This is a genomic window from Corallococcus sicarius, assembly GCF_003611735.1.
In the GTDB taxonomy this organism is placed as follows: Bacteria; Myxococcota; Myxococcia; order Myxococcales; family Myxococcaceae; genus Corallococcus; species Corallococcus sicarius.
Genome location: NZ_RAWG01000173.1, coordinates 1 through 20,193 on the forward strand (window position 1 = coordinate 1; position 20,193 = coordinate 20,193).

17 protein-coding genes and 1 pseudogene are annotated in these 20,193 nt (G+C 71.3%); 11 read left to right on the plus strand and 7 right to left on the minus strand.

Features of this window, described 5'->3' with window-relative positions; translation table 11 throughout:
* The coding region (locus D7X12_RS24420; protein ID WP_244224750.1) for an Hsp70 family protein at positions 1 to 1,686 on the plus strand (1,686 nt) is incomplete at its 5' end.
* A gap of 104 nt (positions 1,687 to 1,790) precedes the next feature.
* A complete protein-coding gene (locus D7X12_RS24425; protein WP_120627682.1) occupies positions 1,791 to 2,414 on the plus strand; it encodes an outer membrane beta-barrel protein in 624 nt (207 codons plus the stop codon).
* 3 nt (positions 2,415 to 2,417) lie between these two features.
* Here the strand turns inward: D7X12_RS24425 and D7X12_RS24430 are convergent, their stop codons facing one another.
* On the minus strand, positions 2,418 to 3,755 hold the full coding sequence (locus tag D7X12_RS24430) for a glutamate--cysteine ligase (RefSeq protein WP_120627683.1): 1,338 nt from the start codon (positions 3,753 to 3,755) through the stop codon (positions 2,418 to 2,420).
* Positions 3,756 to 3,814: 59 nt separating this feature from the next.
* On the opposite strand from D7X12_RS24430, the gene D7X12_RS24435 reads away from it, so the two are divergent.
* From D7X12_RS24435 to D7X12_RS24445, 3 genes are all read left to right on the plus strand, one after another.
* On the plus strand, positions 3,815 to 4,648 hold the full coding sequence (locus D7X12_RS24435) for an EI24 domain-containing protein (protein ID WP_120627684.1): 834 nt from the start codon (positions 3,815 to 3,817) through the stop codon (positions 4,646 to 4,648).
* Positions 4,649 to 4,866: 218 nt separating this feature from the next.
* Entirely contained in the window at positions 4,867 to 8,112 is a 3,246-nt protein-coding gene (locus tag D7X12_RS24440; protein WP_120627685.1) for an MXAN_5808 family serine peptidase, read from the plus strand.
* 199 nt (positions 8,113 to 8,311) lie between these two features.
* Complete coding sequence (locus D7X12_RS24445) at positions 8,312 to 9,220, plus strand: hypothetical protein (protein WP_120627686.1); 909 nt, start codon at positions 8,312 to 8,314, stop codon at positions 9,218 to 9,220.
* A 7-nt stretch (positions 9,221 to 9,227) separates the two neighbouring features.
* Here D7X12_RS24445 and D7X12_RS24450 read toward each other — a convergent pair whose 3' ends face one another.
* Entirely contained in the window at positions 9,228 to 9,986 is a 759-nt protein-coding gene (locus tag D7X12_RS24450) for a glycerophosphodiester phosphodiesterase (protein ID WP_120627687.1), read from the minus strand.
* 116 nt (positions 9,987 to 10,102) lie between these two features.
* On the opposite strand from D7X12_RS24450, the gene D7X12_RS24455 reads away from it, so the two are divergent.
* Positions 10,103 to 10,324 carry a twin-arginine translocase TatA/TatE family subunit gene (locus D7X12_RS24455; protein WP_120627688.1) on the plus strand — a complete coding sequence of 74 codons (222 nt, stop codon included), beginning with the start codon at positions 10,103 to 10,105 and terminating at the stop codon, positions 10,322 to 10,324.
* On the opposite strand, the gene D7X12_RS24460 is transcribed toward D7X12_RS24455, so the two are convergent.
* The 3 genes and pseudogenes from D7X12_RS24460 to D7X12_RS45120 form a co-directional block, all read right to left on the minus strand.
* On the minus strand, positions 10,321 to 11,112 hold the full coding sequence (locus D7X12_RS24460) for a hypothetical protein (protein ID WP_120627689.1): 792 nt from the start codon (positions 11,110 to 11,112) through the stop codon (positions 10,321 to 10,323). The two genes, D7X12_RS24455 and D7X12_RS24460, sit on opposite strands and share 4 nt — an antisense overlap.
* 6 nt (positions 11,113 to 11,118) lie before the next feature.
* Positions 11,119 to 12,225: a DUF3426 domain-containing protein gene (locus D7X12_RS44505; protein ID WP_244224751.1), complete on the minus strand. Its 1,107-nt coding sequence runs from the start codon at positions 12,223 to 12,225 to the stop codon at positions 11,119 to 11,121.
* Between the two features lie 939 nt (positions 12,226 to 13,164).
* Positions 13,165 to 13,263, minus strand: a pseudogene (locus D7X12_RS45120) (zinc-ribbon domain-containing protein); the annotation flags it as partial.
* Between the two features lie 168 nt (positions 13,264 to 13,431).
* Here D7X12_RS45120 and D7X12_RS24470 point away from each other — a divergent pair.
* The gene (locus D7X12_RS24470) at positions 13,432 to 14,097 is read left to right on the plus strand and encodes a polyhydroxyalkanoate synthesis regulator DNA-binding domain-containing protein (RefSeq protein WP_120627691.1); all 666 of its coding nucleotides are present in this window, start codon (positions 13,432 to 13,434) and stop codon (positions 14,095 to 14,097) included.
* A gap of 64 nt (positions 14,098 to 14,161) precedes the next feature.
* On the opposite strand, the gene D7X12_RS24475 is transcribed toward D7X12_RS24470, so the two are convergent.
* Positions 14,162 to 14,968: a ParA family protein gene (locus D7X12_RS24475; RefSeq protein WP_120627698.1), complete on the minus strand. Its 807-nt coding sequence runs from the start codon at positions 14,966 to 14,968 to the stop codon at positions 14,162 to 14,164.
* Between the two features lie 23 nt (positions 14,969 to 14,991).
* On the minus strand, positions 14,992 to 15,312 hold the full coding sequence (locus D7X12_RS24480; RefSeq protein ID WP_120627692.1) for a hypothetical protein: 321 nt from the start codon (positions 15,310 to 15,312) through the stop codon (positions 14,992 to 14,994).
* 185 nt (positions 15,313 to 15,497) lie between these two features.
* On the opposite strand from D7X12_RS24480, the gene D7X12_RS24485 reads away from it, so the two are divergent.
* The 4 genes from D7X12_RS24485 (at position 15,498) to D7X12_RS24500 (ending at position 20,129) form a co-directional block, all read left to right on the plus strand.
* Entirely contained in the window at positions 15,498 to 16,418 is a 921-nt protein-coding gene (locus D7X12_RS24485) for an ArsA family ATPase (RefSeq protein ID WP_120627693.1), read from the plus strand.
* Entirely contained in the window at positions 16,415 to 17,527 is a 1,113-nt protein-coding gene (locus D7X12_RS24490; protein ID WP_120627694.1) for an ArsA family ATPase, read from the plus strand. The genes D7X12_RS24485 and D7X12_RS24490 overlap by 4 nt, the downstream gene beginning before the upstream one ends.
* 163 nt (positions 17,528 to 17,690) lie before the next feature.
* Positions 17,691 to 18,869, plus strand: coding sequence for a tetratricopeptide repeat protein (locus D7X12_RS24495; protein ID WP_120627695.1), 1,179 nt, complete (start codon positions 17,691 to 17,693; stop codon positions 18,867 to 18,869).
* 66 nt (positions 18,870 to 18,935) lie between these two features.
* The gene (locus tag D7X12_RS24500) at positions 18,936 to 20,129 is read left to right on the plus strand and encodes a M48 family metalloprotease (RefSeq protein ID WP_120627696.1); all 1,194 of its coding nucleotides are present in this window, start codon (positions 18,936 to 18,938) and stop codon (positions 20,127 to 20,129) included.
* Positions 20,130 to 20,193 lie beyond the last annotated feature (64 nt).

A 20,193-nucleotide genomic window follows, 5' to 3' on the forward strand; every position in this document is an offset into this window, starting at 1 on the left:
CACGCCGAAACCGCTCCGCTGCCCGCCACCCCGGACGCCGCCGCCGCGCGCAACCGCCGCCGCACCCGCCTCGACCTCCCCATCACCGTCCCCGTCTCCACGCCCGCGGCAGCGGAGGTCGTGCTCGGCATCGACGTGGGCACCTCGCACGCGCGCGTCGCGGTCTGCATCGACGGCGTCGCCACGCTCATCCCCATCCCCGGCACCGACGGGCTGGGCATGCCCTCCGTCATCGCCATCGACGCGAGCGGTGAGCCGCGCATCGGCACCGCCGCCGTCGTCGAAGCCGCCCGCGCTCCCCGGAACGCCACCACCGGACTGAAGCGCCTGCTCGGCCTGCGCGCCCGCTCCCCGCACCTGCGCTGGCTGGGCCCGCAGCTCCCCTTCCCCGTCGCCACCGACCTTCGCGGCGACGCGGGCGTGGACCTGGGCGGGCGCGTCGTGAGCCCCGCCCTCTTCACCACCCTGCTCCTGCGCGAGTTGCACCAGGCGGCCACCACTTTCCTCGGTCGCAAGGTGACGCGCGCCGTCCTCTGCGCCCCCTCGCACTTCACCGAACGCCAGCGCGCCACCCTGCGCGAGGCCGCGGCCCAGGCCGGGCTGGACGTGCCGCGCGTGCTCACCAACAGCGCCGCCGCGGCGCTCGCGTACGCCCACGGCCGAGGCATGGCCAGAAAGCGCGTCCTCGTCGTGGACCTGGGCGGCGGAGGCCTGGAGGTCTGCGTCGTGCAGGTGACGGGCGACGACCTGGAGGTCATCACCACCGGCGGCGACCCCACCCTGGGTGGCATGGACTTCGACGCCCGCATCGCGGAGCTGCTCGTCAGCGACCTCTCCGAAAAGGGCCACCCGCGCCCCGAACACCTGCTCGACTGGGGCCCCCTGCGCGCCATCGCCGAGTCCACCAAGGAGGCCCTCTCCACCCGCGACGCCGTGGACGTCACCCTGCCCACGGGCAAGGGCCCCACGGTGGACCGCGAGCGCATGGAGGCGCTCACCGCCGACCTCGCCCAGCGCGTCGTCGCCGTCACCCGCGAGGTGCTGGAGTCCAACGCCCTGTCCCCGCAGGGCCTGGACGCCGTGCTGCTCGTGGGCGGTCAGAGCCGCGCGCCCCTCGTGCGCCGCCGCCTGGAGGAGAGCCTGGGTGTACCCGTGCGCGACGACGTGGACGCACGGAGCGCGGTGGTGCGCGGCGCCGCGCTGCTCGGCCACGCGTTGCTGCTCGCGGAGACGGGCAAGCCCTCCGCCAGCGTCTCCGAGGTGCTCACCGCCCCCATCGGCGTCGCTGAACACACCGGCGCCTTCCGCCGCGTGCTGGAGCGCAACACCCGCCTGCCCACCTCCAAGACGCTGGTGCTCCCCGTCACCGCCCCCGGCCCACTGGCGCTCGCCTTCTTCCAGGGCACCGCGCCACAGTCCGTGGACAACGAGTGGCTCGGCGCCCTGAACCTCACCGTGGAGCGCCCCGGCGAGGTGGAGGTCCACCTGGAGCTGTCCAGCGACGGAACCCTGACCTTCGGCGCCACCCTGCCCGGCGGCAAGCGTCAGCCCGTGGCGCTCGCGACGGAAGACCTGGACGACGCCGCACGCGAGGCCCTCATCGCCCGCTCGCCCTTCCTCACCGGCCCCGAGGCCCGCCCGAGCGGCCTGCTGTCCGGCCTCAAGAAGCTCTTCGGCCGCCGCTAGGGCCCTCGGCCTCCTGCCTCCACCCCCGGGGCAGGTGTGGCGTCTGGCTCTCCATTCCCAGCTTCCATCCCAGATGTCGCAGTTCAATCGGGAGGAGCCTGGACATGAGACGGTTTTCAATGACGGCAGGATGGGTGGCGGCCGGCGTGTGCATCGCCGGGCCCGCCTTCGCGGTGGACGCGACCCAGGTGGGGCGCAGGTCTGGGTACAACGAGGCGACCGTCGAAGGCGGCCTGGACGTGCGCCTGGGCCTGGGCGGCTTCACCGGAGAGCTGGGCGACGAGACGGGCGTGGGCCCGCTGTTCGGCATCAACGCCAACGCCCAGCCCTACCCCCTCATCGGCGTGGAGGCCGGCTACGAGGGCCAGCGCGTGCCCATCGACGATGGGCGCGTGGGCGACGGCGAGGGCGTCTGGCGCAACAACGGGACGTTGCTGGGCAAGCTGGGCCCCGTGGTCAACCAGAAGTGGCGCCCCTTCGTCGGCGTGGGGCTGGGGTTGAGCTACCTCAACCCCTCCGACGGCGCGGAGGGCGTCTACGACAACGACTGGCAGACGGAGCTTCCGATCGCGGCGGGCCTGGACTACCGCTTCGGCAACCTCTTCGCCGGCGCGCGCGCCACCTACCGGCTCGTCGGGGGTGAGGAGATCGTCACCGTCCCCGGCACCGACGAAGACGCCAAGGGCAGCCTCTTCAACGGCAACATCACCGTGGGTGGCCGCTTCTAGGCATCACAGCTCGAAGCGCGTCATCAGCGTCTCCGGACGCGGGTCCTGCGCCCACGCATCCAGCACCGCCTGCGCGGGCGAACGCCCCGAAGCAGCCACCGCCTCCAGCGGGGCCAACAGCGGCGCATCCAGCGGATCCAACCGCTGGAGCCCGCGCTTCGCGATGGCCACCATCTCGCCGGCCAGCCGGTGCAGCTCGTGCGGCCCCAGCTTCCCGGCGAGCCCCTCGCGGCGCGCGGTGTCGTGGAACGACAGGTGCTCGGTGTAGTTCAGCCGGGGCAGCAGCAGCCCGGCCTCATCCAGCGCCTGCTTGTCATAGAGGATGCCGCGCCACAGGGCGCCCAGGGCCCCCGTCATCGCCGCGCTCGCGCAGTCCGCGCCGCGCACCTCCAGCACCTTCTTCAGCCGCACCTCGGGGAACAGCGTGGACAGGTGGTCCGTCCAGTCCCCCATGTCCGGCGGCCTGCCCTCGTAGCCCTCCTTCATCAGCTGGCGGAAGGTGAGCTTCGGGTGGCGGTACTCGCCCTCGCGGCGCAGGAACAAGAGCGGCGCGTCCAGCGCCCAGTCCACGTACGCCTGATAGGAGAAGGAGCCGTCGAACCAGGACGGCAGGTAGCCGCACCGCGTGGGGTCCACCTCTTCCCAGACGCGGCTGCGGAAGGACATGTAGCCGGACGGCTTGCCTTCCACGAGCGGGCTGTTGGCGTACAGCGCCACCAGCAGCGGCGACAGGCGCGCCACCGTCACCGTCTTCTGCACGCAGTCCGCTTCGTCCGCCCAGTCCAGCGACACCTGCCCGGTGGACGTCATCAGCATCATGTTCAGCGCCAGCCGGCCGCGCTCCGGCAGCGTGCGGCGCATCACCTGGTAGCGCGTCTTGGGCATCCACGGCATCTGCGCGGTCGTGCCCACCGGCCGGTACCCCAGCGCCACGAGCCGCAGGCCCAGCTGGGACGCCGCCGCCTTCGTGTCCTTCAGGTGCGCCAGGTTCTCCGCGTGCGCCTCGCGCGCCGTGGTGAAGGGGCTGCCGGACAATTCGAACTGCCCGCCCGGCTCCAGGGAGATGGCCTCGATGCCCCGCTGCAACGCGATGACCGGCGACTGGGGCGTCTCACGGAAGGGCACGTAGCCCCCCGGCGCCAGCATCTCCAGGAGCGCCCCCACCCCGTTCGGTCCCTCGTAGGGCACGGGTTGGGCGGACCCCACCGGGTAGATGAACTTCTCGTGCTCCAGCCCGAGCCGGTGCTCGGTCCGGGGCTTCCCGGCCGCCCGGAGGCCTTCTACGAGCGGGGCAGAGGACGTGAGGGGCTCGGAGGCCACGCGCTTGAGGTCGAGGGACATGAGGGCGCCCTATATAACGGGGCTTGTCGCCCTTGCCCTCAATTGAACGACCCACCGCCATGCGCCCTGCGTCCCCCGTCCCCGTCCTGTCTGCCCAGCCCCGTCTGTCGGATTTCTTCCAGGGCGTGGGGATGCTCGGCCGCGCCTTCCGGCTGCTGTTCGGCTCCCGCCGCCTCTTCCTGCTGTCCAGCCTGTGCGCGGTCCTCACGGCCGTCGCCCTGGTGGGCCTGGGCGTCCTGCTCTATCGCTACGCCCCCGGCCTGCTGGAATCCCTCTGGCCCCGGCCGGTGTCCTGGTACGGCCGCGTCGGCTGGTACGTGGCGCTCATCCTCGCGGGCCTGGTCGCCTGGGTGGTGGGCGCCAACGTGGTGCCGCCCCTGCTCGTGGCGCCGCTGCAGGATCCCCTGTCGGAGGCCACCGAAGCCGAGTGTGACGGCGCGAACACCACGTCCGCCGCCTCGTTCCTGCGCGGGCTGACGACAGGGCTGTTGCACACGCTCGCCCGGCTGGCCCTGCTGCTGCTGGGGCTGGCGGTGCTCCTGCCCCTCAACGTGGTGCCCGGCATCGGCAGCGTGCTCTTCACCGTGCTGGCCAGCCTGTGGACCATGCTCTGGATGGCCGCGGAACACCTGGCCGCCCCCATGACCCGGCACCTCTACCCCTTTTCGGAGGTGCGTCGCATCTTGCGCGAGCGCCGGGCCCTCTGCCTGGGCTTCGGAGCGGGCGTCTACGTGCTGCTCTGGATCCCCATCCTCAACACCTTCTTCCTCCCGGTCGCCATCATCGGGGGTACCCTGCTCTACCGGGGCCTGCGCGCCGTGGGGAACCTGCCCCCGCCTCCTGACGCGATCGCGGGCCCGGGAATGGGGGGGACGCCAGGCGGCTCGAAATAAACCGGGCCGCCGGCTGTCCGTACCGCCAGGGGGAGCCGGGAACGCATTGCCTGCGGCAGACGTTCTCGGACGCTAGTGACAAGGCCACGCCTTGAAGCACCTGGAAGCCGTGATTAGGCTTGCCCGGCCGCTACCAGGACCCTGGCTCGCGTCGAACCGTTCGGATTCACAGGGCTTTTCACGCTTCACCCCGGGGCACCCCTCGTGCCCCAGCTTGGATGAACCGCATGCCGCGTATCTTCCGCCGCATCACCGCCGTCGCCGTTCTGTTGGGAGCCTGGGCCTTCGCCGGCAGCGACCGCGCGCCCCTCCCGCTCACCCTCGGAGCGGCGGAGGCGGGGCAGGACACCTGGGACGGGGCCCTGCCGTCCGCCAGCAAGAGCGAGAAGGCCCCGCACGACCTCAACAGCCTGCGCGTGCTGACGAAGGTCATCCTCTACGTGAAGGAGAACTACGTCGACCCCAAGCGGGTGAAGCCCAAGGAGATGATGATCGCCTCCCTGGAGTACGTGGAGAAGAGCGTCCCGGACGTGCTCGTGGACGGCAACCCGGAGACGGGCCGCCTCAACGTGAACGTGAACGGCAAGCAGAAGGAGTTCGACATCTCCCACGTCGACTCCCTGTGGAAGATGTCCTTCGCGCTCAAGGACGTCTTCGACTTCCTGTCAAAGAACATGCGCCCCATCGAGGAGACGCGCGACATCGAGTACGCGGCCGTCAACGGCATGCTCTCCACGTTGGATCCGCACTCGGTGCTGCTGCGCCCGGAGCTGTACCGGGAGATGAAGCTGTCCACCAAGGGTGAGTTCGGCGGCCTGGGCTTCGTCATCCAGATGAAGGAGGGCAACCTCACCGTGGTGAAGGTGCTGCCCAAGACGCCCGCGGCGCGCGCCGGCATCCAGAAGGACGACCGCATCAAGAAGATTGGCGAGGAGTCCACCGTCAACATGGACCTCAACGAGGCCGTGTCCAAGCTGCGCGGCGCGGTGGACAGCCGCATCACCATCACCGTGGAGCGCGACGGCTGGGAGAAGCCCCGCCCGATGACGGTCGCGCGCGCGATGATCTCCATTGAGAGCGTGCAGCACAAGCTGCTCGCGGGCGGCGTGGGCTACGTGCGCCTGAAGAACTTCCAGGGCAACACCACGCGCGACCTGGAGTCCGCGCTGACGGAGATGCGCAAGCAGGCGGACGCCAAGGGCGGCTTCAAGGGCCTGGTGCTGGACCTGCGCGGCAACCCGGGCGGCCTGCTGGAGCAGGCCATCCAGGTGTCGGACACGTTCCTGTCCAAGGGCACCCTCGTCGCGACGGTGGGCCTGTCCGACAAGCTGCGCGAGGAGAAGCGCGCGCGTCCCACCGAGGGCGAGGAGTCCTACCCCATCGCGGTGCTCGTCAACGCCGGCAGCGCCTCCGCGTCCGAAATCGTCGCGGGCGCGCTCAAGAACCTGGACCGCGCGGTCATCATCGGGCGGCAGACCTTCGGCAAGGGCAGCGTGCAGGTGCTCTACGACTTCCCGGACGACAGCGCGCTCAAGCTGACCATCGCCAAGTACCTCACGCCCGGCGACCTCTCCATCCAGGAGGTCGGCATCGTCCCGGACATCCAGCTGGTCCCCACGCGCGTCACGTCTGAGCGGGTGGACGTGTTCGCGCCCAGGAAGTCCATGGGCGAGGCGGACCTGGATCAGCACTTCGGCAACCCGGACTCCACCACCGTCGCCAAGAAGCGCGAAGAGGTGCTGGACCGTGAGAAGCCGGGCACCAGCCTCAAGTACCTGAAGGTGGACGAGAAGGCCGCGCAGGCCGCCGCCAAGAAGGAAGACCCCAAGGAGAAGGTCGCCGCCAAGGCCACGGGCAAGGAGAAGAAGGAGCACGGGGAGAATGATCCGCTGCTCGACGTGGACGTGGCCGGCCAGGGCGAGGACCTGGACGACCAGCTGGACGCGGAGTCCCAGGAGGAGATCAAGGAGGACTTCGAGGTGCAGTTCGCCCGCGACTTCGTCCTGCGCGTGCCGGCGCTGAAGCGCACCGAGCAGCTCAAGCAGGGCAAGGCCTTCGTGGAGCAGAAGCGCAACGAGGAGGAGCAGCGCATCAACAACGCCATCGCGGCGCTGGGGGTGGACTGGAGCCCGGGTCCGACGCCGAAGAACGTGCAGCTGGACGCCAGCTTCGCGCCGGGCAACGACGCGAAGATCGCCGCCGGTGAAGCGCTGGACATGGTCATCCACGTGGAGAACAAGGGCACGGAGCCCCTCAAGCGCGTGCGCGGTTGGACGGAGAGCGACAACGCGTTCCTCGACCGCCGCGAGTTCCTCTTCGGCGCCATCGGGCCGGGGGAGAAGAAGTCCTGGAAGGTGCAGGTGCGCCTGCCCAAGGACCTCACCAGCCGCCGCGACGACGTGAAGGTGAAGCTGTTCGACGACAACGGCGCCCTGCGCGAGACGCTCGTGTCGGAGCTGTCCTTCGTGGAGCTGCCCCGCCCCACCTTCGCCTTCAACTGGCAGGTGGTGGATGACTGCGCCGAGTGCAACGGCGACGGCGTCGTGCAGCGCGGTGAGAGCGTCAGCGTGGTGATGGACGTCACCAACACGGGCGCGGGCGCGGCGCTGGACTCGTTCGCGCAGATCAAGAACGGCGGCGACGCGAACGTCTTCATCGAGAAGGGCCGCTTCAAGCTGGGGGAGATCAAGCCCGGCGAGACGAAGACGGCGCGCTTCCAGGTGGCGCTCAAGAAGGGCTACAAGGGCGACACCTTCCCGCTGAAGCTGGCCATCCTCGACGAGCCCCTGGAGGAGTTCGTCCTGGAGAAGCTCCAACTGCCCGTGAAGGACGGCCCCGTCGCGACGGTGGAGGCGAAGAAGGGCCTGGTGAAGCTGACGGACAAGGCGGAGCTGTTCAGCTCGCCCGTCGCTGACGCCCGCCCGGTGGCGAAGCTGCCCCAGGGCGCGACGCTGGCGGTGGAGGGCACCACCAAGGGCTTCTACAAGGTCACGCTGGAGAAGGACCGCTTCGCCTTCGTGCGCACGCAGGACGCGCGCGAGGTGAAGTCCGGCAAGGCCGTGGCGCCCAAGACGGTGGCGTGGAACACCACGCACCAGCCGCCGGACATCAAGCTGGACGTGGACCCCTCGCACGGCGGCGTGGTGGTGAACGGCGACAAGTTCACCCTCTCCGGCGCGGTGAAGGACCCCAACGGCCTGCTGGACGTCTACGTGCTGGTCAACGACCAGAAGGTCTACTTCAAGGCCGTGGACCCCAAGGGCGGCGAGCCCAACGCGCTGAAGTTCACCGCGGACTTCACGCTGAAGGAAGGCAACAACAACGTGCTGGTGGTGGCCCGCGAGAGCACCGAGTTCGCCAGCCGCCGCACCCTGGTCATCCGCCGCCGTCCGGCGGAGGTGGCGCAGAAGGTGACGACGCCCGCCGCCGCGGCCACCACGCCGGTGAAGCCGCGCCAGCAGTAGTCCCTGAGTCCCAGGCGCTACACCGCGCCTGACGCCTGAACCCGGGCGGCCTGCTTCCAAGGACTCCCTTCCCCACCGGAAGGGAGCCTTCTTGGAGGGGGGCCGCCCGTTTTGTTGACGCTTCACCGAAGGCCGATTTAGGGTCCGCGCAGGTGGGCGCCCGCTTGACCGGCATGCGTCCCGGAGGCGTGAATCCCCAATGCGGACGTTCAGTCGGTGGCTGGTCCTCGCGACGGCGCTGTGCGGGGCTGCTGCCCACGCGGATGACAACGACCTGTCGATTGCCCGGTTCGGCATCGAGCGGCGCGGTGGTACCGGCGTCATCACCTCGGAGCAGCTGGCGCAGGCGAGCGCGGACTTCCGCGCGTTCGCGCGCACGTTCGGCGCGGTGATGACGTCCGCGAACCTGATGCCCCCGCGCACGACGGGCCACTCGGGCTACGCGTTCAACGCGGAGCTGTCCGTGGTGTCGCTGCCAGAGAGCGTGACGCTGCCTACGGAGCGCGCGCAGCCGGGCTCGCTGCTGCTGCCCTCCCTCCACGTGCGCAAGGGCCTGCCCTTCTCGCTGGAGTTGGGCGGGCGCGTGGGCTGGGTGGAGAAGAGCAGCATGGTGACGGCCACGGGCGAGCTGAAGTGGGCCGTCAACGAGGGCTTCACGTACCTGCCGGACGTGGGGCTGCGCCTGCACGTGACGAAGCTCTTCGGCGCGCACAACCTGGACCTCACCACCACGGGCCTGGACATCGGCGTGGGCAAGCAGTTCCCCCTGGGCGGCATGGTGACGCTCACGCCCTACGGCGGCCTGGACCTCAACTTCGTCAGCGCCGCGTCGCGCACGCTGGACTTCGACCCCACCCGCTCGCTGGAGGACTCGCAGGGCAACCAGTCGCGGGACGCGCTGATCAACACGGGCGCGTACGCCCGGGTGTCCGCGGGCGACAACCTCACCCCTCGCTTCTACGCGGGCGGGCGCTTCATCGGCGGCGCGCTGCAGCTGGGCGCGGAGGTCTCCATCACCAACCTGGGCAGCTTCGACGTGACGGGCGCGGAGAGCCGCGACCTGCCCTCCGTCGTCGCCTTCAACACCACGCTGGGCCTGGACTTCTAGGTCTCTTCTAGGCCGCCGTCATTCCCGGCGGCCCGGCCTCCGGGGCAGCGTCGCGCAGGGCCTCGCGCACGCGTCCCGGACGGTTGGTGATGAGGTAGGACACCCCCAGCTCGCGCAGGGCCCGGGCGCGACGGGGGTCATCCACCGTCCACGCCGCCACGCGCAGCCCCGCCTCGTGCCACGCGGCCACCCGCTCCGGCGTGCACGCCTCGTGGAAGGGGTGCACCGAGTGCGAGGACACCAGCGGGCTCACCACGTACGCCTGCGGCGCCCAGGCCTTGTCCGGGTCGATGAGGAAGCCCCGGCGCAGCGTGGGGGCCAGCGCCGCCAGCCGGAAGAGGCACAGCGGGTTGAAGCTGGACACCACCACCCGCCCGGCCAGGTCCCGCTCCCTCACGATGCGGGCCACGCTCGCGACGAGCCCTCCGTCGTCGACGCGGTCGCACTTGAGCTCGATGTTGATCAGGAAGTGCGCGGGCAGCGCGTCCAGCACGTCCTCCAGCAGCGGGATGCGCGCGGGGGCGAAGCCCAGGGACGAGCCCACGTCCGCGCGGGCGAGCTTCCACCACGGCGTGGTGCGCACCTCCCAGGGCTGTCCGGCCAGGCGCTCCAGGCGCTCGTCGTGGCACACCACCACCTCGCCGGAGCCGCACGCCATGGCGTCCAGCTCCACGCCGTCGGCGCCCTGGCGCACGGCCTCCGTGAAGGCCTCCAGGGTGTTCTCGGGGGCATCGGCGCTGGCACCACGGTGAGCGAGCAGGAGCATGGGGGCGCAGTCTGCGACGGAAGGGGGCCCCGGGGCAGCGTCACGGGCGGCCGGGCGTTGGGGGGTGGACGCCGCCCGGCTTGCCTCCCGGGAGGGTTTATTGCAGTGTCCGCCGCATGCTGGGCCTCGGAGAATACATCGTCCTCGGCTTCATCCTGCTGGTGGTCTTCTCGGCCGCGCGGATGGGGCAGCTTGGCAACGCCGTGGGCAAGTTCGTCTACTCGTTCCGCAAGGCGTCGCGCGGCCAGGACCTGGTCGACGTGAAGAGCCTGCCCCAGTCCCGCCGGGGCAGCACGGACGCGGACTTCACCGAACCTCCGAAGGACCGCCGCTCCTAGACCTCCTCCCCTCCCGGGAGGACGAGCGGACCGGGCGGGCTGCCGGGCGCGGGCGCCAGGAGCAGGCGCGCGGCCTGCTGCCTCAGCGCCGGCAGGAGCCCCGTGTCCGCCACCAGCTCCCGCAGGTCCGACGCGTTGAGCAGCGGGACAATCTTGGCGCCCACCTCCGGCGGCAGATACGGGTTGAAGACGAGCGCGCGGCGCACCGCATGGCGCACGGACCAGCGCGGCGTCTTCCAGATTTCGACGAGCGGCTCCGGACGGGCGGGCCGGCGCGCGGCGATGCGGACCACCAGCGCTTCGGTGAGGCGGGGGTTGAGCAGCACGTTGCGCAGCACGGCCGGGTTGCTGACGGTGGCCAGGCGCGACAGCACGTCCGGGTCGCGCGTCAGGCGGGCCTGCTGCTTGAGGTGGCCCAGGGACTGGTTGGCCGCGAGCGCGTCCGCGCGGGCCGCGGCGTCCGCGTCCAGCTCCTTGCGCGCGGGGCCTTGCGCGAAGAGGTCCGCCACCGCCTCCAGTGACTGCACGTGGGCCATGCGCCGGAGCGCGTCCAGGTGGGGGATGTGCTCGGATTCCTGATCCAGCGCCGCCATGAAGTCCGACAGCACGCAGGTGGCGGGGGCCTCGCCGGCCCGGGCCAGGGACAGCAGGTGGCCGATGAGCTCGTTCGTGTCGAACGGCTCGCGCCGGGCCAGCTCGCGCGCGGCGGCCTTGCGGCGCACCGTGGCGCCTCCGCCCAGGGCGTGAAGGTTGCGCGCGAGCGCGCGGGCCTCATCCAGCGTGGGCATGACGGCTCACCCTCCCGTGGTGCGGTCCGCCGTGGGCGCGGAGGGCGCGGGCTCCAGCGTCACCTCCAGTCGGAAGCCGGCGAGGTCCGCGGGAAACTCCTGGAACACCAGGAGGAAGGGCACCTTGCCGCCCGGAGGCACCGGCAGGGCGGCTGCGTCCAGGCGCTGGCGCAGCGCGGTGGCGGCCTCGCGGTTCGTGACGGCGTGGAGGTCCTCCGGCGTGGCCAGCGCGCCCGCGAGCCCCTCGGAGGAGCGCACCCGCTGGTCGCCGTCGAAGAGGGCGGCGCGCACGCGCACGGGCGCGGCGGTGCCGGTGCGGTTCTCCGCCTCCCCGCGCACGACGAAGAGCATCTGGCCGTCACGCGTCGCGTACAGGCCGTTGGACACGTCGCTCGCGATGAACGGCTGGGGCGGCGGCATCACCAGCGCGCGCAGCCGGTCCGGGGACAGGGTGGACGCGTCCACCTTCCCGTCCCGCAGGTACACGGCGCCCAGCGCGCCCAGGGCCACCACCAGCACGGTGGCGACGGCGAGGTTGACGACGAACCCCGTGAGCTTCCGCGCGCGGCCGGGCAGCCGGCGCTGGGGCATGCCCACGTCCTCCGGCCGGGCCGACGGCTTCGCCACCGTGACGGCGGGCCCTCCGCGCATGGAGGCCAGGTCCACCACCTCGCGGCGGGGCGTGGTGATCTTGAAGGGGTCCGCGTCGTCGAACGCCGGCACGTCCTTCAGCAGCGAGATGCCTCCTGCGTCCGCCTCCGGATCCGACTGCGCGGGCACGTCGCCCAGGAGCGCGGCGCGGCCGGTGTCGGTGGGAACCATCCCCTCCTCTCCCGAGGCGCCTCCGCCGGAGAAGTCGAACAGGTCCCCCATCGAATCCGAGCCCGGCGCGGACTGCGGCGCCTCTTCGGGGGTGGGCGCGGACAGGTCCGCGGACGGCGCGACCATGTCGATGGACGCGAACGGATCCTCGGCCTCGTAGGACGGCGACGGCGCGGCGGGCGCCGGTGGGGGCTCCATCCGGACGGCGGCGTTGCGCGGCGACGCGGGGCCCGGAGCGGAAGGCGCGTCGTGGGGGAAGTCGAAGAGCGTGTCGGAGATGGCGCCGGGCACCGCGGGCGCGACGGCACCAGGCGCGGGACGGCGAGCGGCCGGTGGAGGCGCGGAGCGGGAAGGAGCGGGAGGTCCGGCCGCGAACGCGCCAGGAGCGGACGAAGGCGCCGCGAACGCACCGGGGCCCGAAGGTGGCGAACCAGCGCCCGCCGCGAACGCGCCGGGGCCCGAAGGCGCCGGAGAGAAATCCCCCGCGAAGGCCTCGGGCCCCACGGGTGCGGAGGAAGGTCCGCCCGCGAAGGCACCCCTCGCTGGAGGCGCGGAGGACGGTCCCCCCGCGAAGCCAGCGGGGCCCGGAGCTCCCGCCGTGGGGCCGGGACGAAGCGCGCCCGGAGGCCCTGCCGCGAACGCCCCCGGAGGAGCGGGCCGGGGCGCGGGCGGCGCGAAGGCGCCGGGAGGCACGGCCCTGAGCCCGGTGACGGAGGCCCTGGGCGGCGCGGCCACGGGCTTCGGAGGCGGAGCCACGGGCCGGGGAGCCGCCGGGGAAGGCACGGGGGCGGTCGGCGCGGGCAAAGGTCCAGCATCGGACATGAAGTCCGCGAACGGGTCCGCCATGTCCACCCCGCTCAGGTCCACAGGCGGGGGCGGCGGTGCCGCCGGACGGCGGGCGGCGACCCCGGGGGGAGGCACGGGCGCATCAAACGGCGTCAGCGGTCCCCTACCCCCAGGGGGCGTGACCGGGGCCCGGACGGGAGCCGTCGGCGCGTCGTCCACGTCGATGTCCACATCCACGTCGCCCCAGGACCTGGCGGGAGACGGCTTCGCTCCAGGAGCACCGGGGCCACCGGGTGCGTAGTAGGCCGGGCCCGGACGGGTGACCTCTCCGACGGGCTCGGGAGCAGCACCAAACGCCTGGAACGGGTCCACCTGCTCGCCCGCGGCAGGGGCAGGCAGGGGAACGGCCGCGGCCGGCGCGGGTTCACGCGCGACCCGGAAGGTGTTCTGACATTTGGTACAGCGGACCTTGACCCCTTTTTCCGTCACCTTCTCGTCGGGGATCTTGAACCGCGTCTGGCACTGTTCGCACTGGACGATCATGAGGTCGGGCCGGGGGGAGTCGGAGCATAGGCCCAGCGGGCGGACACGGCGAGTCGGGCCCGGGCAACTTGCTCGCTTCTGACCCCTTTGATACGAGGTTCGCCCCTTTGGAACTCAAGCAGTAAACCAGTAAATGCCAAGGCGCAGCCGGGGTCGGAGACGACAGACATGAGCGAGGCCGAGCAAGCAGGCGCTCCCAGCAGCAAGGAGCCGAAGATCATCAAGCGCTACACGAACCGGAAACTCTACGACACCGTGGAGAGCCGGTACGTCACCCTTGATGAAATCGCCGCGATGATCAAGGAGGGAACCGAAGTGCGGATTGTCGACAACCGCACGAAGGAAGACCTGACCTCGGTCACCCTGGCGCAGATCATCTTCGAAGAGGAGAAGAAGAAGAACCAGATGCCGCTGTCGGTGCTGCGGGAGATCATCCGCCACCCTGGCGAGTCCATCTCCGGGTTCATCCAGAAGGAAGTCACGCCGCGCGTGGCCTCCATCCGCGAGGAAGCCGAGCAGCGGCTGGACAAGCTGCTGCGCCGCGAGGACGGCTCTCCCGAGACCGCGCCGGAGGCCCCCGCCGTCACGGCGGCCACGCCCGACGCCGGCGCCGCGAGCCTCAACCCGGCGGAGCTGCTCAAGGCCAGCCAGCGCGCCTTCGAGGACTTCCAGCGCCGCATGGACGAGCGCGTGAAGCACGTCGTGGAGAACCTCACCGGCAACCTCCCCGCCCTGGGCCGCGACATGCAGGCGCTCACCCAGCGGCTGGAAGAGCTGGAGAAGAAGCTCGACGCCGTGGAGAAGGGCGACAAGAAGGACACCAGCGCTTCCTGAAGCCCTGGTGAAACCTGAAGGTGAAGCCTGACGCCCGCGCCCCCCTTCCGCGCCGGGCGTTGCTTCAGGCCACCTTCGGCAGGGCCCGCTTCCGCTTCGTCGGAGCGGGCCCGCCGTGGATCTCCGCCGCGATGGCCGCGAGCATTCGCGCGCCCGGGCTCTTCGGCGCGTACTCCCAGATGGTCTTTCCGTGACTCTGGGCCTCGTCCACCTTGACGCTGTAACCCAGCGGCGTGGCCGCGAGCGAGTCCGGGAAGTACGCCCGCAGGCGCTCCAGGATGGCCGTCGCCAGCGCCGTCTTGCGGTACAGCGTGGGCACCACCCGGGTGACACGCAGGTCCGCGCGCCCCTCGGACTCGCCCACCTGGCGCACCGTGTCCGCCAGCTCCGCGCACCCGTCCAGCGCCAGGTACGTCAGCGCCACCGGCACCACCACCTCCGTGGCCGCCACCAGGATGTTGCGCGTGGTGAGCCCCATGGACGGTGGCGCGTCGAACAGGACGACGTCGTAGCCCGCCGCCTCCGCCTCCCGCATCCGGTCCGCCAGCCGGTGCGCGCGCCGAGGGTCCTGCGCCACCACCACCGGGAAGTCCGCCATCTCCTTGTACGCGGGCACCACGTCCAGCCCGGGCACGCCCGTGGGCTGCACCACGGACGCAAGCGACACGTCCGCCTCCGTGAGCAGGTGGAAGACGTTGCGCGGCAGCTTGCGCACGTCCAGCCCCAGGGACTTGCCCGCGTGGCCCTGCGTGTCCAGGTCCACCAGCAACACGCGGCACCCCTTCTCGAGCGCGAGCCACGCGGCGGTGTTCACCGCCAGCGTCGTCTTGCAGGTGCCGCCCTTCTCGTTGATGAACGCGATGCGCCGCATGGCCATGGGGAGGGGCCCGGGTGCTACTTCTTCTTCGAGGTCGGCGCCGCGGTCGCGCTCGCCACGAGCGTGTCCACCTTGCCCTCGACGGAGGCCAGCAGCCGCTCCAGGTCATCCACCTTCGAGCGCAGCTGCTCCAGGTCCGCGGTGGACGGCAGGTTCATGGCGGACAGCGCCGTGCGCAGCGCGGCGTCCAGCGTCCCCTTGGCCGCGAGCGAGCGCGACACCAGCGACTGCACCGCCGCCACGAACTTCTCGTTGGAGAGCAGCTGCTGCGCCAGCTTGCCGACGCGCTCCTCGCCCGTCTCCACGAGCTTCTTCATCATCGGGTTGTTCTTGAGCATGGATGGGAACCGTTCAGGTGCGGGCCCGCCTGCCACCACGGCCGCAGGGGGCGGGAAGTCCGGAAAGAGACGCCGCACTCTGGGAGGGGCCAACGCGACGTGTCAAGCAGGGGAACAATGGCGGTTTCCCCCTGTGGACTCTCGTTGACTCTCCGGGGGGCCATCCCTACGGTTCGCGCGCCCTTATGCCCGGACTGCTCGACAAACGTCTCTGGATCGTCTCCGGCAAGGGGGGCGTGGGGAAGACCACCGTCGCCGCCGCGCTGGCCCTCGCGTCGGTGCGTGCGGGGCGCCGCACGCTGGTGTGTGAAGTGAACACGCAGGAGCGCGTCAGCCGCTTCCTGGAGCTGCCCGAGGCCGGCCCGGAGGTGAAGAAGCTGGAGGAGAACCTCTGGGCGGTGAACGTGCGCCCGCATGAGGCCATGCGCGAGTACGGCCTCATGGTCCTGCGCTTCGAGACCCTCTACAAGACGGTCTTCGAGAACCGGCTGGTGCGCTACTTCCTGCGCTTCATCCCGTCGCTGCAGGAGCTGGTGCTGCTGGGGAAGATCCTCTTCCACCTCCAGGAGAAGCTGCCGGACGGCCGCTGGAAGTACGAGACGCTGGTGCTGGACGCGCCCGCCACCGGCCACGCCATCTCCTTCCTGAGCGTGCCGCAGGTGCTCCTGCAGACGGTGCCCCCCGGGCCCATGACGCGCGAGGCCCTCAAGATGCGCGACCTGCTGGTGGACCCCACCGTCACGGCCGCGGTGCTGGTGGCGCTGCCGGAGGAGATGCCGGTGAACGAAGCGCTGGAGCTGCACAGCGCGCTGCGCGACCGGGTGCACATCCGCACGCACGCGGCGGTGCTCAACCAGGCCTTCCCCCAGCGCTTCACGGAGGCGGACCTGGAGGCGCTCGCGGACCGGCCGGAGCTGCGCAAGGTGGCGCAGGCGCACCATGACCGGGCGTCGCAGGCGGTGCTCGCGGGCACGAAGCTGGAGCGCAACCTCCACGCGCCGGTGTACACGGTGCCGCGGCTGTTCGTGCCGCGCTTCGGACGGGACGCGGTGGAGACGGTGCTGGGCCATCTGGATGCGTTGGTGAAGGGAGGCGCGGGAGCATGACGGCGCTGCAAACGGCGCTCGCGGACAAGCGCGTGCTCATCTGCGTGGGCTCTGGAGGCGTGGGCAAGACGACGGTGGCGGCGACGCTCGCGCTGCGCGCGGCGGTGGATGGACGCCCCAGCATCGTGTGCACCATCGACCCGGCGAAGCGCCTGGCCAACTCGCTGGGCCTGTCGGGCCTGGGCAACACGGAAGCCGAAGTGCCCGCGTCCGTGCTGGAGCCCCTGGGCGTGCACCCCAAGGCGGCGCTGCACGCGATGATGCTGGACATGAAGGCCACCTGGGATGACCTCATCACCCGCGTGGCCCCGCCGGATCAACGCGAGCGCATCTTCGCCAACCGCTTCTACCAGTCCCTCTCCACGGCCCTGGCGGGCAGCCAGGAATACATCGCCATGGAGAAGGTCTGGGACCTGCGCCGGCGCAGCGACTACCAGTTGGTGGTGCTGGACACGCCGCCCACCGCGCACGCGCTGGACTTCCTGGACGCGCCCAACCGGGTGCTGGACTTCCTGGACAACGAAGCGGCCAAGTGGCTCCTCACGCCCGCGCTGAGGGCGGGCAAGGTGGGCCTGTCCCTCTTCAACCTGGGCGGCAGCTACGTGACGCGCGCGCTGTCGCGCTTCACCGGCACGGAGATGCTCCAGGAGCTGTCCAGCTTCATGGTGACGCTCTCCTCCATGAACGAGGGCTTCCGCGAGCGCGCGCGCGGCGTGCGCGAGTTGCTGGAGGACCCGACGACGGGGTTCGTGCTGGTGACGAGCCCCAACCCGGAGCGCCTGGACGAGGCCATCCACTTCCACAACCTGCTCAAGCAGAACCGCATGGCGATGACGGCCATCGTGGTGAACCGCGTGCACCCGGTGCCCACGCCAGAGCTGTGGCAGGACGCGGCCACGCTGACGCCCACGCGCCGCGCGAAGGTGGAGGAGACGCTGCGCGAGCAGCAGGTGCTGGCACAGCAGGACCTGGAGGGCATGGCGCAGCTGCGCGCGGCGTGCCCCGGAACGCCCCTCATCCAGGTGCCCCGCTTCGGGCTGGACGTGCACGACCTCACCGCCCTGTGGAACACCGGCCGCTACCTCATGGGCGACGACGCCCTCGCCTGAGCGCCCCCTCCCACTCCGCGTGACAGGGCGCGGGGCCCCACCCCGCATTAGACTGGCCCATCGCGAAGGCGGGCCGGCGAGCCCGGGGAACCCAACGGGTCTCCGGGATGTCGAAGGGCCGGGGTGGTACCGGGGTGACAGGGTTCCGGACGGGAGCAGGCGCATGGACGGCAGCAAGCGGATGGATGCAACCGGAGGCGCCCGGCGGTGGCTGTGGGTGGGCGTGCTCGGCCTGGGGCTGGGGCTCACGGGCTGCCGCACGACGGGCACGGCGGGCAAGCCGGACGGGACGCCGAACAAGCAGGTGGTGGAGTTCGACCCCGTCACGGTGACGGCGGACCTGGAGCTGGACCGCCTCAACGACGAGGAGCTCTTCGCGGGCGGCACCTCCGCCTTCGCGGCCAACGACTTCAAGCAGGCGGCGCGCTACTTCGGCCGGCTCGTGGACTTCCACCCGCAGAGCCCGCACCGCCGGCAGGCGCTCTACAACGCGGGGCTCGCGCACCAGCGCCTCAAGGAGTGGGATGACGCCTACGGGCGCTTCGTGGAGCTGGCGGAGCCGGCGAAGGGCCAGGGCGACGCGCTGGACGCGTCCTTCCGCGTGGCGGAGACGCTCTACCACCTGGAGCGCTACGACGAGGCCACCGCGATGCTGGCCACGCTCGTGGCGCGCGAGGACCTGAGCGCGGGCCGCCGCATCGAGGCCCAGGTGCAGCAGGGCATCTGCCTGGTGGAGTCCGGCAAGACCGACGACGCGGAGGCCACGCTGCGCAAGGCGCTGACCGCCTATGACGCCCTGCCGGACAAGGCGGAGGTGGAGGACTACTTCCCCGCGCAGGCGCACTTCTTCGTCGGGGAGATCTACCGGCTGCACTACGAGGCGGTGAAGCTGGAGGCCAGCCGGGGCAGCGACGGGCTGGCGCAGGACCTCAACTACAAGGCGGAGCTGCTCCTGTCCGCGCAGGGCCACTACCTGCGCTCCATCCGCGTGGGCAACGGCTACTGGGCCACCGCCGCGGGCGCGCAGATTGGCGCCCTCTACGAGAACCTCTACGAGCACATGGTGAACTCGCCCACGCCCCCGGAGCTCAACGCCGAGGAGGCGGGCGTCTACCGCCAGGAGCTGCGCAAGAAGATCCGCGTGCTGCTCACCAAGTCCATCAACATCTACGAGCGCACCCTGGAAGCGGCCGAACGCATCGGTTCGCAGAACGCCTTCGTGGACCGCACGCGTGAGAGCCTGGAGAAGGTGAAGTCGCTGCTGCTCGCGGACGCGGACGCGGAGACGGACGGGCCTTCCGTGACCATGCCGGCCTCCAACGCGGGCCCGCCCCAGCCCTGACCCCCTGACGGGCCCCTGCGCTGGGCACGGGGCCCTCGCCGGGCGTAGCCTCGCGGTCCACCGCCCATGGACCCGCTCTTCACCCCCGAACAGCTCGCTGAGATCCACGCCTACCACCAGCCCTATTACATCCGGGCGGCGGTGGATCCGCTGGTACGGGTGGGGCTGAGCGTGCTGCTGCTGTCCGTGCTCGTGCGGCCCGTGTACCGGGGGGCCACGGCGGCGGCGGCGGCCCTGGAGCGCCGGTTCGGCGTGCTGCGCACGGCCCCGGTGAGCCGCGCCTTCTTCGCGGCGATGGACCGGCTGTGGGGTGAGAGCGGCTGGGGCGCCGCCATCCTCTTCGCGCTCTTCATCGACCTGGCCACCCAGCTGCTCTACGCCCCCGCGACCGTGTGGTTCTTCTACGTGCTGGAGCACCGGCACGGCCTCTCCAACTTCACCCCCGCCACCTTCGCGTGGACCTGGTTCAAGGGCACGCTCGTGAACGCGCTCGCCCTCACCTCGCTCGTGGTCGGCCTGTATGGCCTGGCCCGCCGCGTGCGCCGCTGGTGGTGGGTGCTGGGCGTGCCCGTGGCGCTGCTGATGCTGGTGGCATCCGCGTTGGACCCCTACCGCTCCCGCCTCTACTACGACCAGACGCCCCTGCCCGACGGGCCCTTGCGCTCGAGCATCACCGCGCTGATGCGCAAGGCGGACATCGCCTTCGCCGACGTGGTGGTGGAGAAGACGTCCGTGAGCTCCAAGCGCGTGCAGGCGTACTTCGCCGGCCAGGGCCCCACGCGCACCATCGTCCTCAACGACGTCATCCTGCAGGAGCTGTCCCCGGACGAGGTGCTCGCCGCGGTGGCGCACGAGGCGGCGCACGTCAGCGAGCCCCGCTGGCCCGGCCGCATCGCCTCCTCGTTCGCGCTGCTGGCCCTGCTCTTCCTCATCGACCAGTTGCTGCGCCTCGCCGCCCGCAGGGGCTGGTGGGGCGTCCAACGCGTCGGAGACATCCGCACCCTGCCCCTGGTGTCGCTCCTGGTCTTCCTCCTGATTGCGCTCGCGAACCCCATCGCGGGGGCCTTCTCCCGCGAGCGCGAGCGCGAAGCGGACCGCTACGGCCTGCGCCTCACCGGCGACCGCGACGCCTTCCGCCGCATGCTGGTGAAGGCCGCCCGGGTCAACAAGATGGACCCCGAGCCCCCCCGCTGGGTCGTCCTCAAGGGCATGAGCCATCCGCCCATCGGTGAACGGCTCGCCACGCTCGACACACCCTGACCTGCTTCAAGAAGCTGCCGGCGAATGGGCCCCCAACTCCACGCCCCCTCGCCATCCGGCCCAC

What these genes read in the sequence shown, in the direction of transcription:
- D7X12_RS24455 (WP_120627688.1), top strand. Translation starts at nt 10,103, where the DNA reads ATGCTGGGCCTCGGAGAATACATCGTCCTCGGCTTCATCCTGCTGGTG.
- D7X12_RS24425 (WP_120627682.1), top strand. Translation starts at nt 1,791, where the DNA reads ATGAGACGGTTTTCAATGACGGCAGGATGGGTGGCGGCCGGCGTGTGC.
- D7X12_RS24475 (WP_120627698.1), bottom strand. Translation starts at nt 14,968, where the DNA reads ATGCGGCGCATCGCGTTCATCAACGAGAAGGGCGGCACCTGCAAGACG.
- D7X12_RS24485 (WP_120627693.1), top strand. Translation starts at nt 15,498, where the DNA reads ATGCCCGGACTGCTCGACAAACGTCTCTGGATCGTCTCCGGCAAGGGG.
- D7X12_RS24460 (WP_120627689.1), bottom strand. Translation starts at nt 11,112, where the DNA reads ATGCCCACGCTGGATGAGGCCCGCGCGCTCGCGCGCAACCTTCACGCC.
- D7X12_RS24440 (WP_120627685.1), top strand. Translation starts at nt 4,867, where the DNA reads ATGAACCGCATGCCGCGTATCTTCCGCCGCATCACCGCCGTCGCCGTT.
- D7X12_RS24490 (WP_120627694.1), top strand. Translation starts at nt 16,415, where the DNA reads ATGACGGCGCTGCAAACGGCGCTCGCGGACAAGCGCGTGCTCATCTGC.
- D7X12_RS24500 (WP_120627696.1), top strand. Translation starts at nt 18,936, where the DNA reads ATGGACCCGCTCTTCACCCCCGAACAGCTCGCTGAGATCCACGCCTAC.
- D7X12_RS24450 (WP_120627687.1), bottom strand. Translation starts at nt 9,986, where the DNA reads ATGCTCCTGCTCGCTCACCGTGGTGCCAGCGCCGATGCCCCCGAGAAC.
- D7X12_RS24470 (WP_120627691.1), top strand. Translation starts at nt 13,432, where the DNA reads ATGAGCGAGGCCGAGCAAGCAGGCGCTCCCAGCAGCAAGGAGCCGAAG.
- D7X12_RS24435 (WP_120627684.1), top strand. Translation starts at nt 3,815, where the DNA reads ATGCGCCCTGCGTCCCCCGTCCCCGTCCTGTCTGCCCAGCCCCGTCTG.
- D7X12_RS24430 (WP_120627683.1), bottom strand. Translation starts at nt 3,755, where the DNA reads ATGTCCCTCGACCTCAAGCGCGTGGCCTCCGAGCCCCTCACGTCCTCT.
- D7X12_RS24495 (WP_120627695.1), top strand. Translation starts at nt 17,691, where the DNA reads ATGGACGGCAGCAAGCGGATGGATGCAACCGGAGGCGCCCGGCGGTGG.
- D7X12_RS24480 (WP_120627692.1), bottom strand. Translation starts at nt 15,312, where the DNA reads ATGCTCAAGAACAACCCGATGATGAAGAAGCTCGTGGAGACGGGCGAG.
- D7X12_RS24445 (WP_120627686.1), top strand. Translation starts at nt 8,312, where the DNA reads ATGCGGACGTTCAGTCGGTGGCTGGTCCTCGCGACGGCGCTGTGCGGG.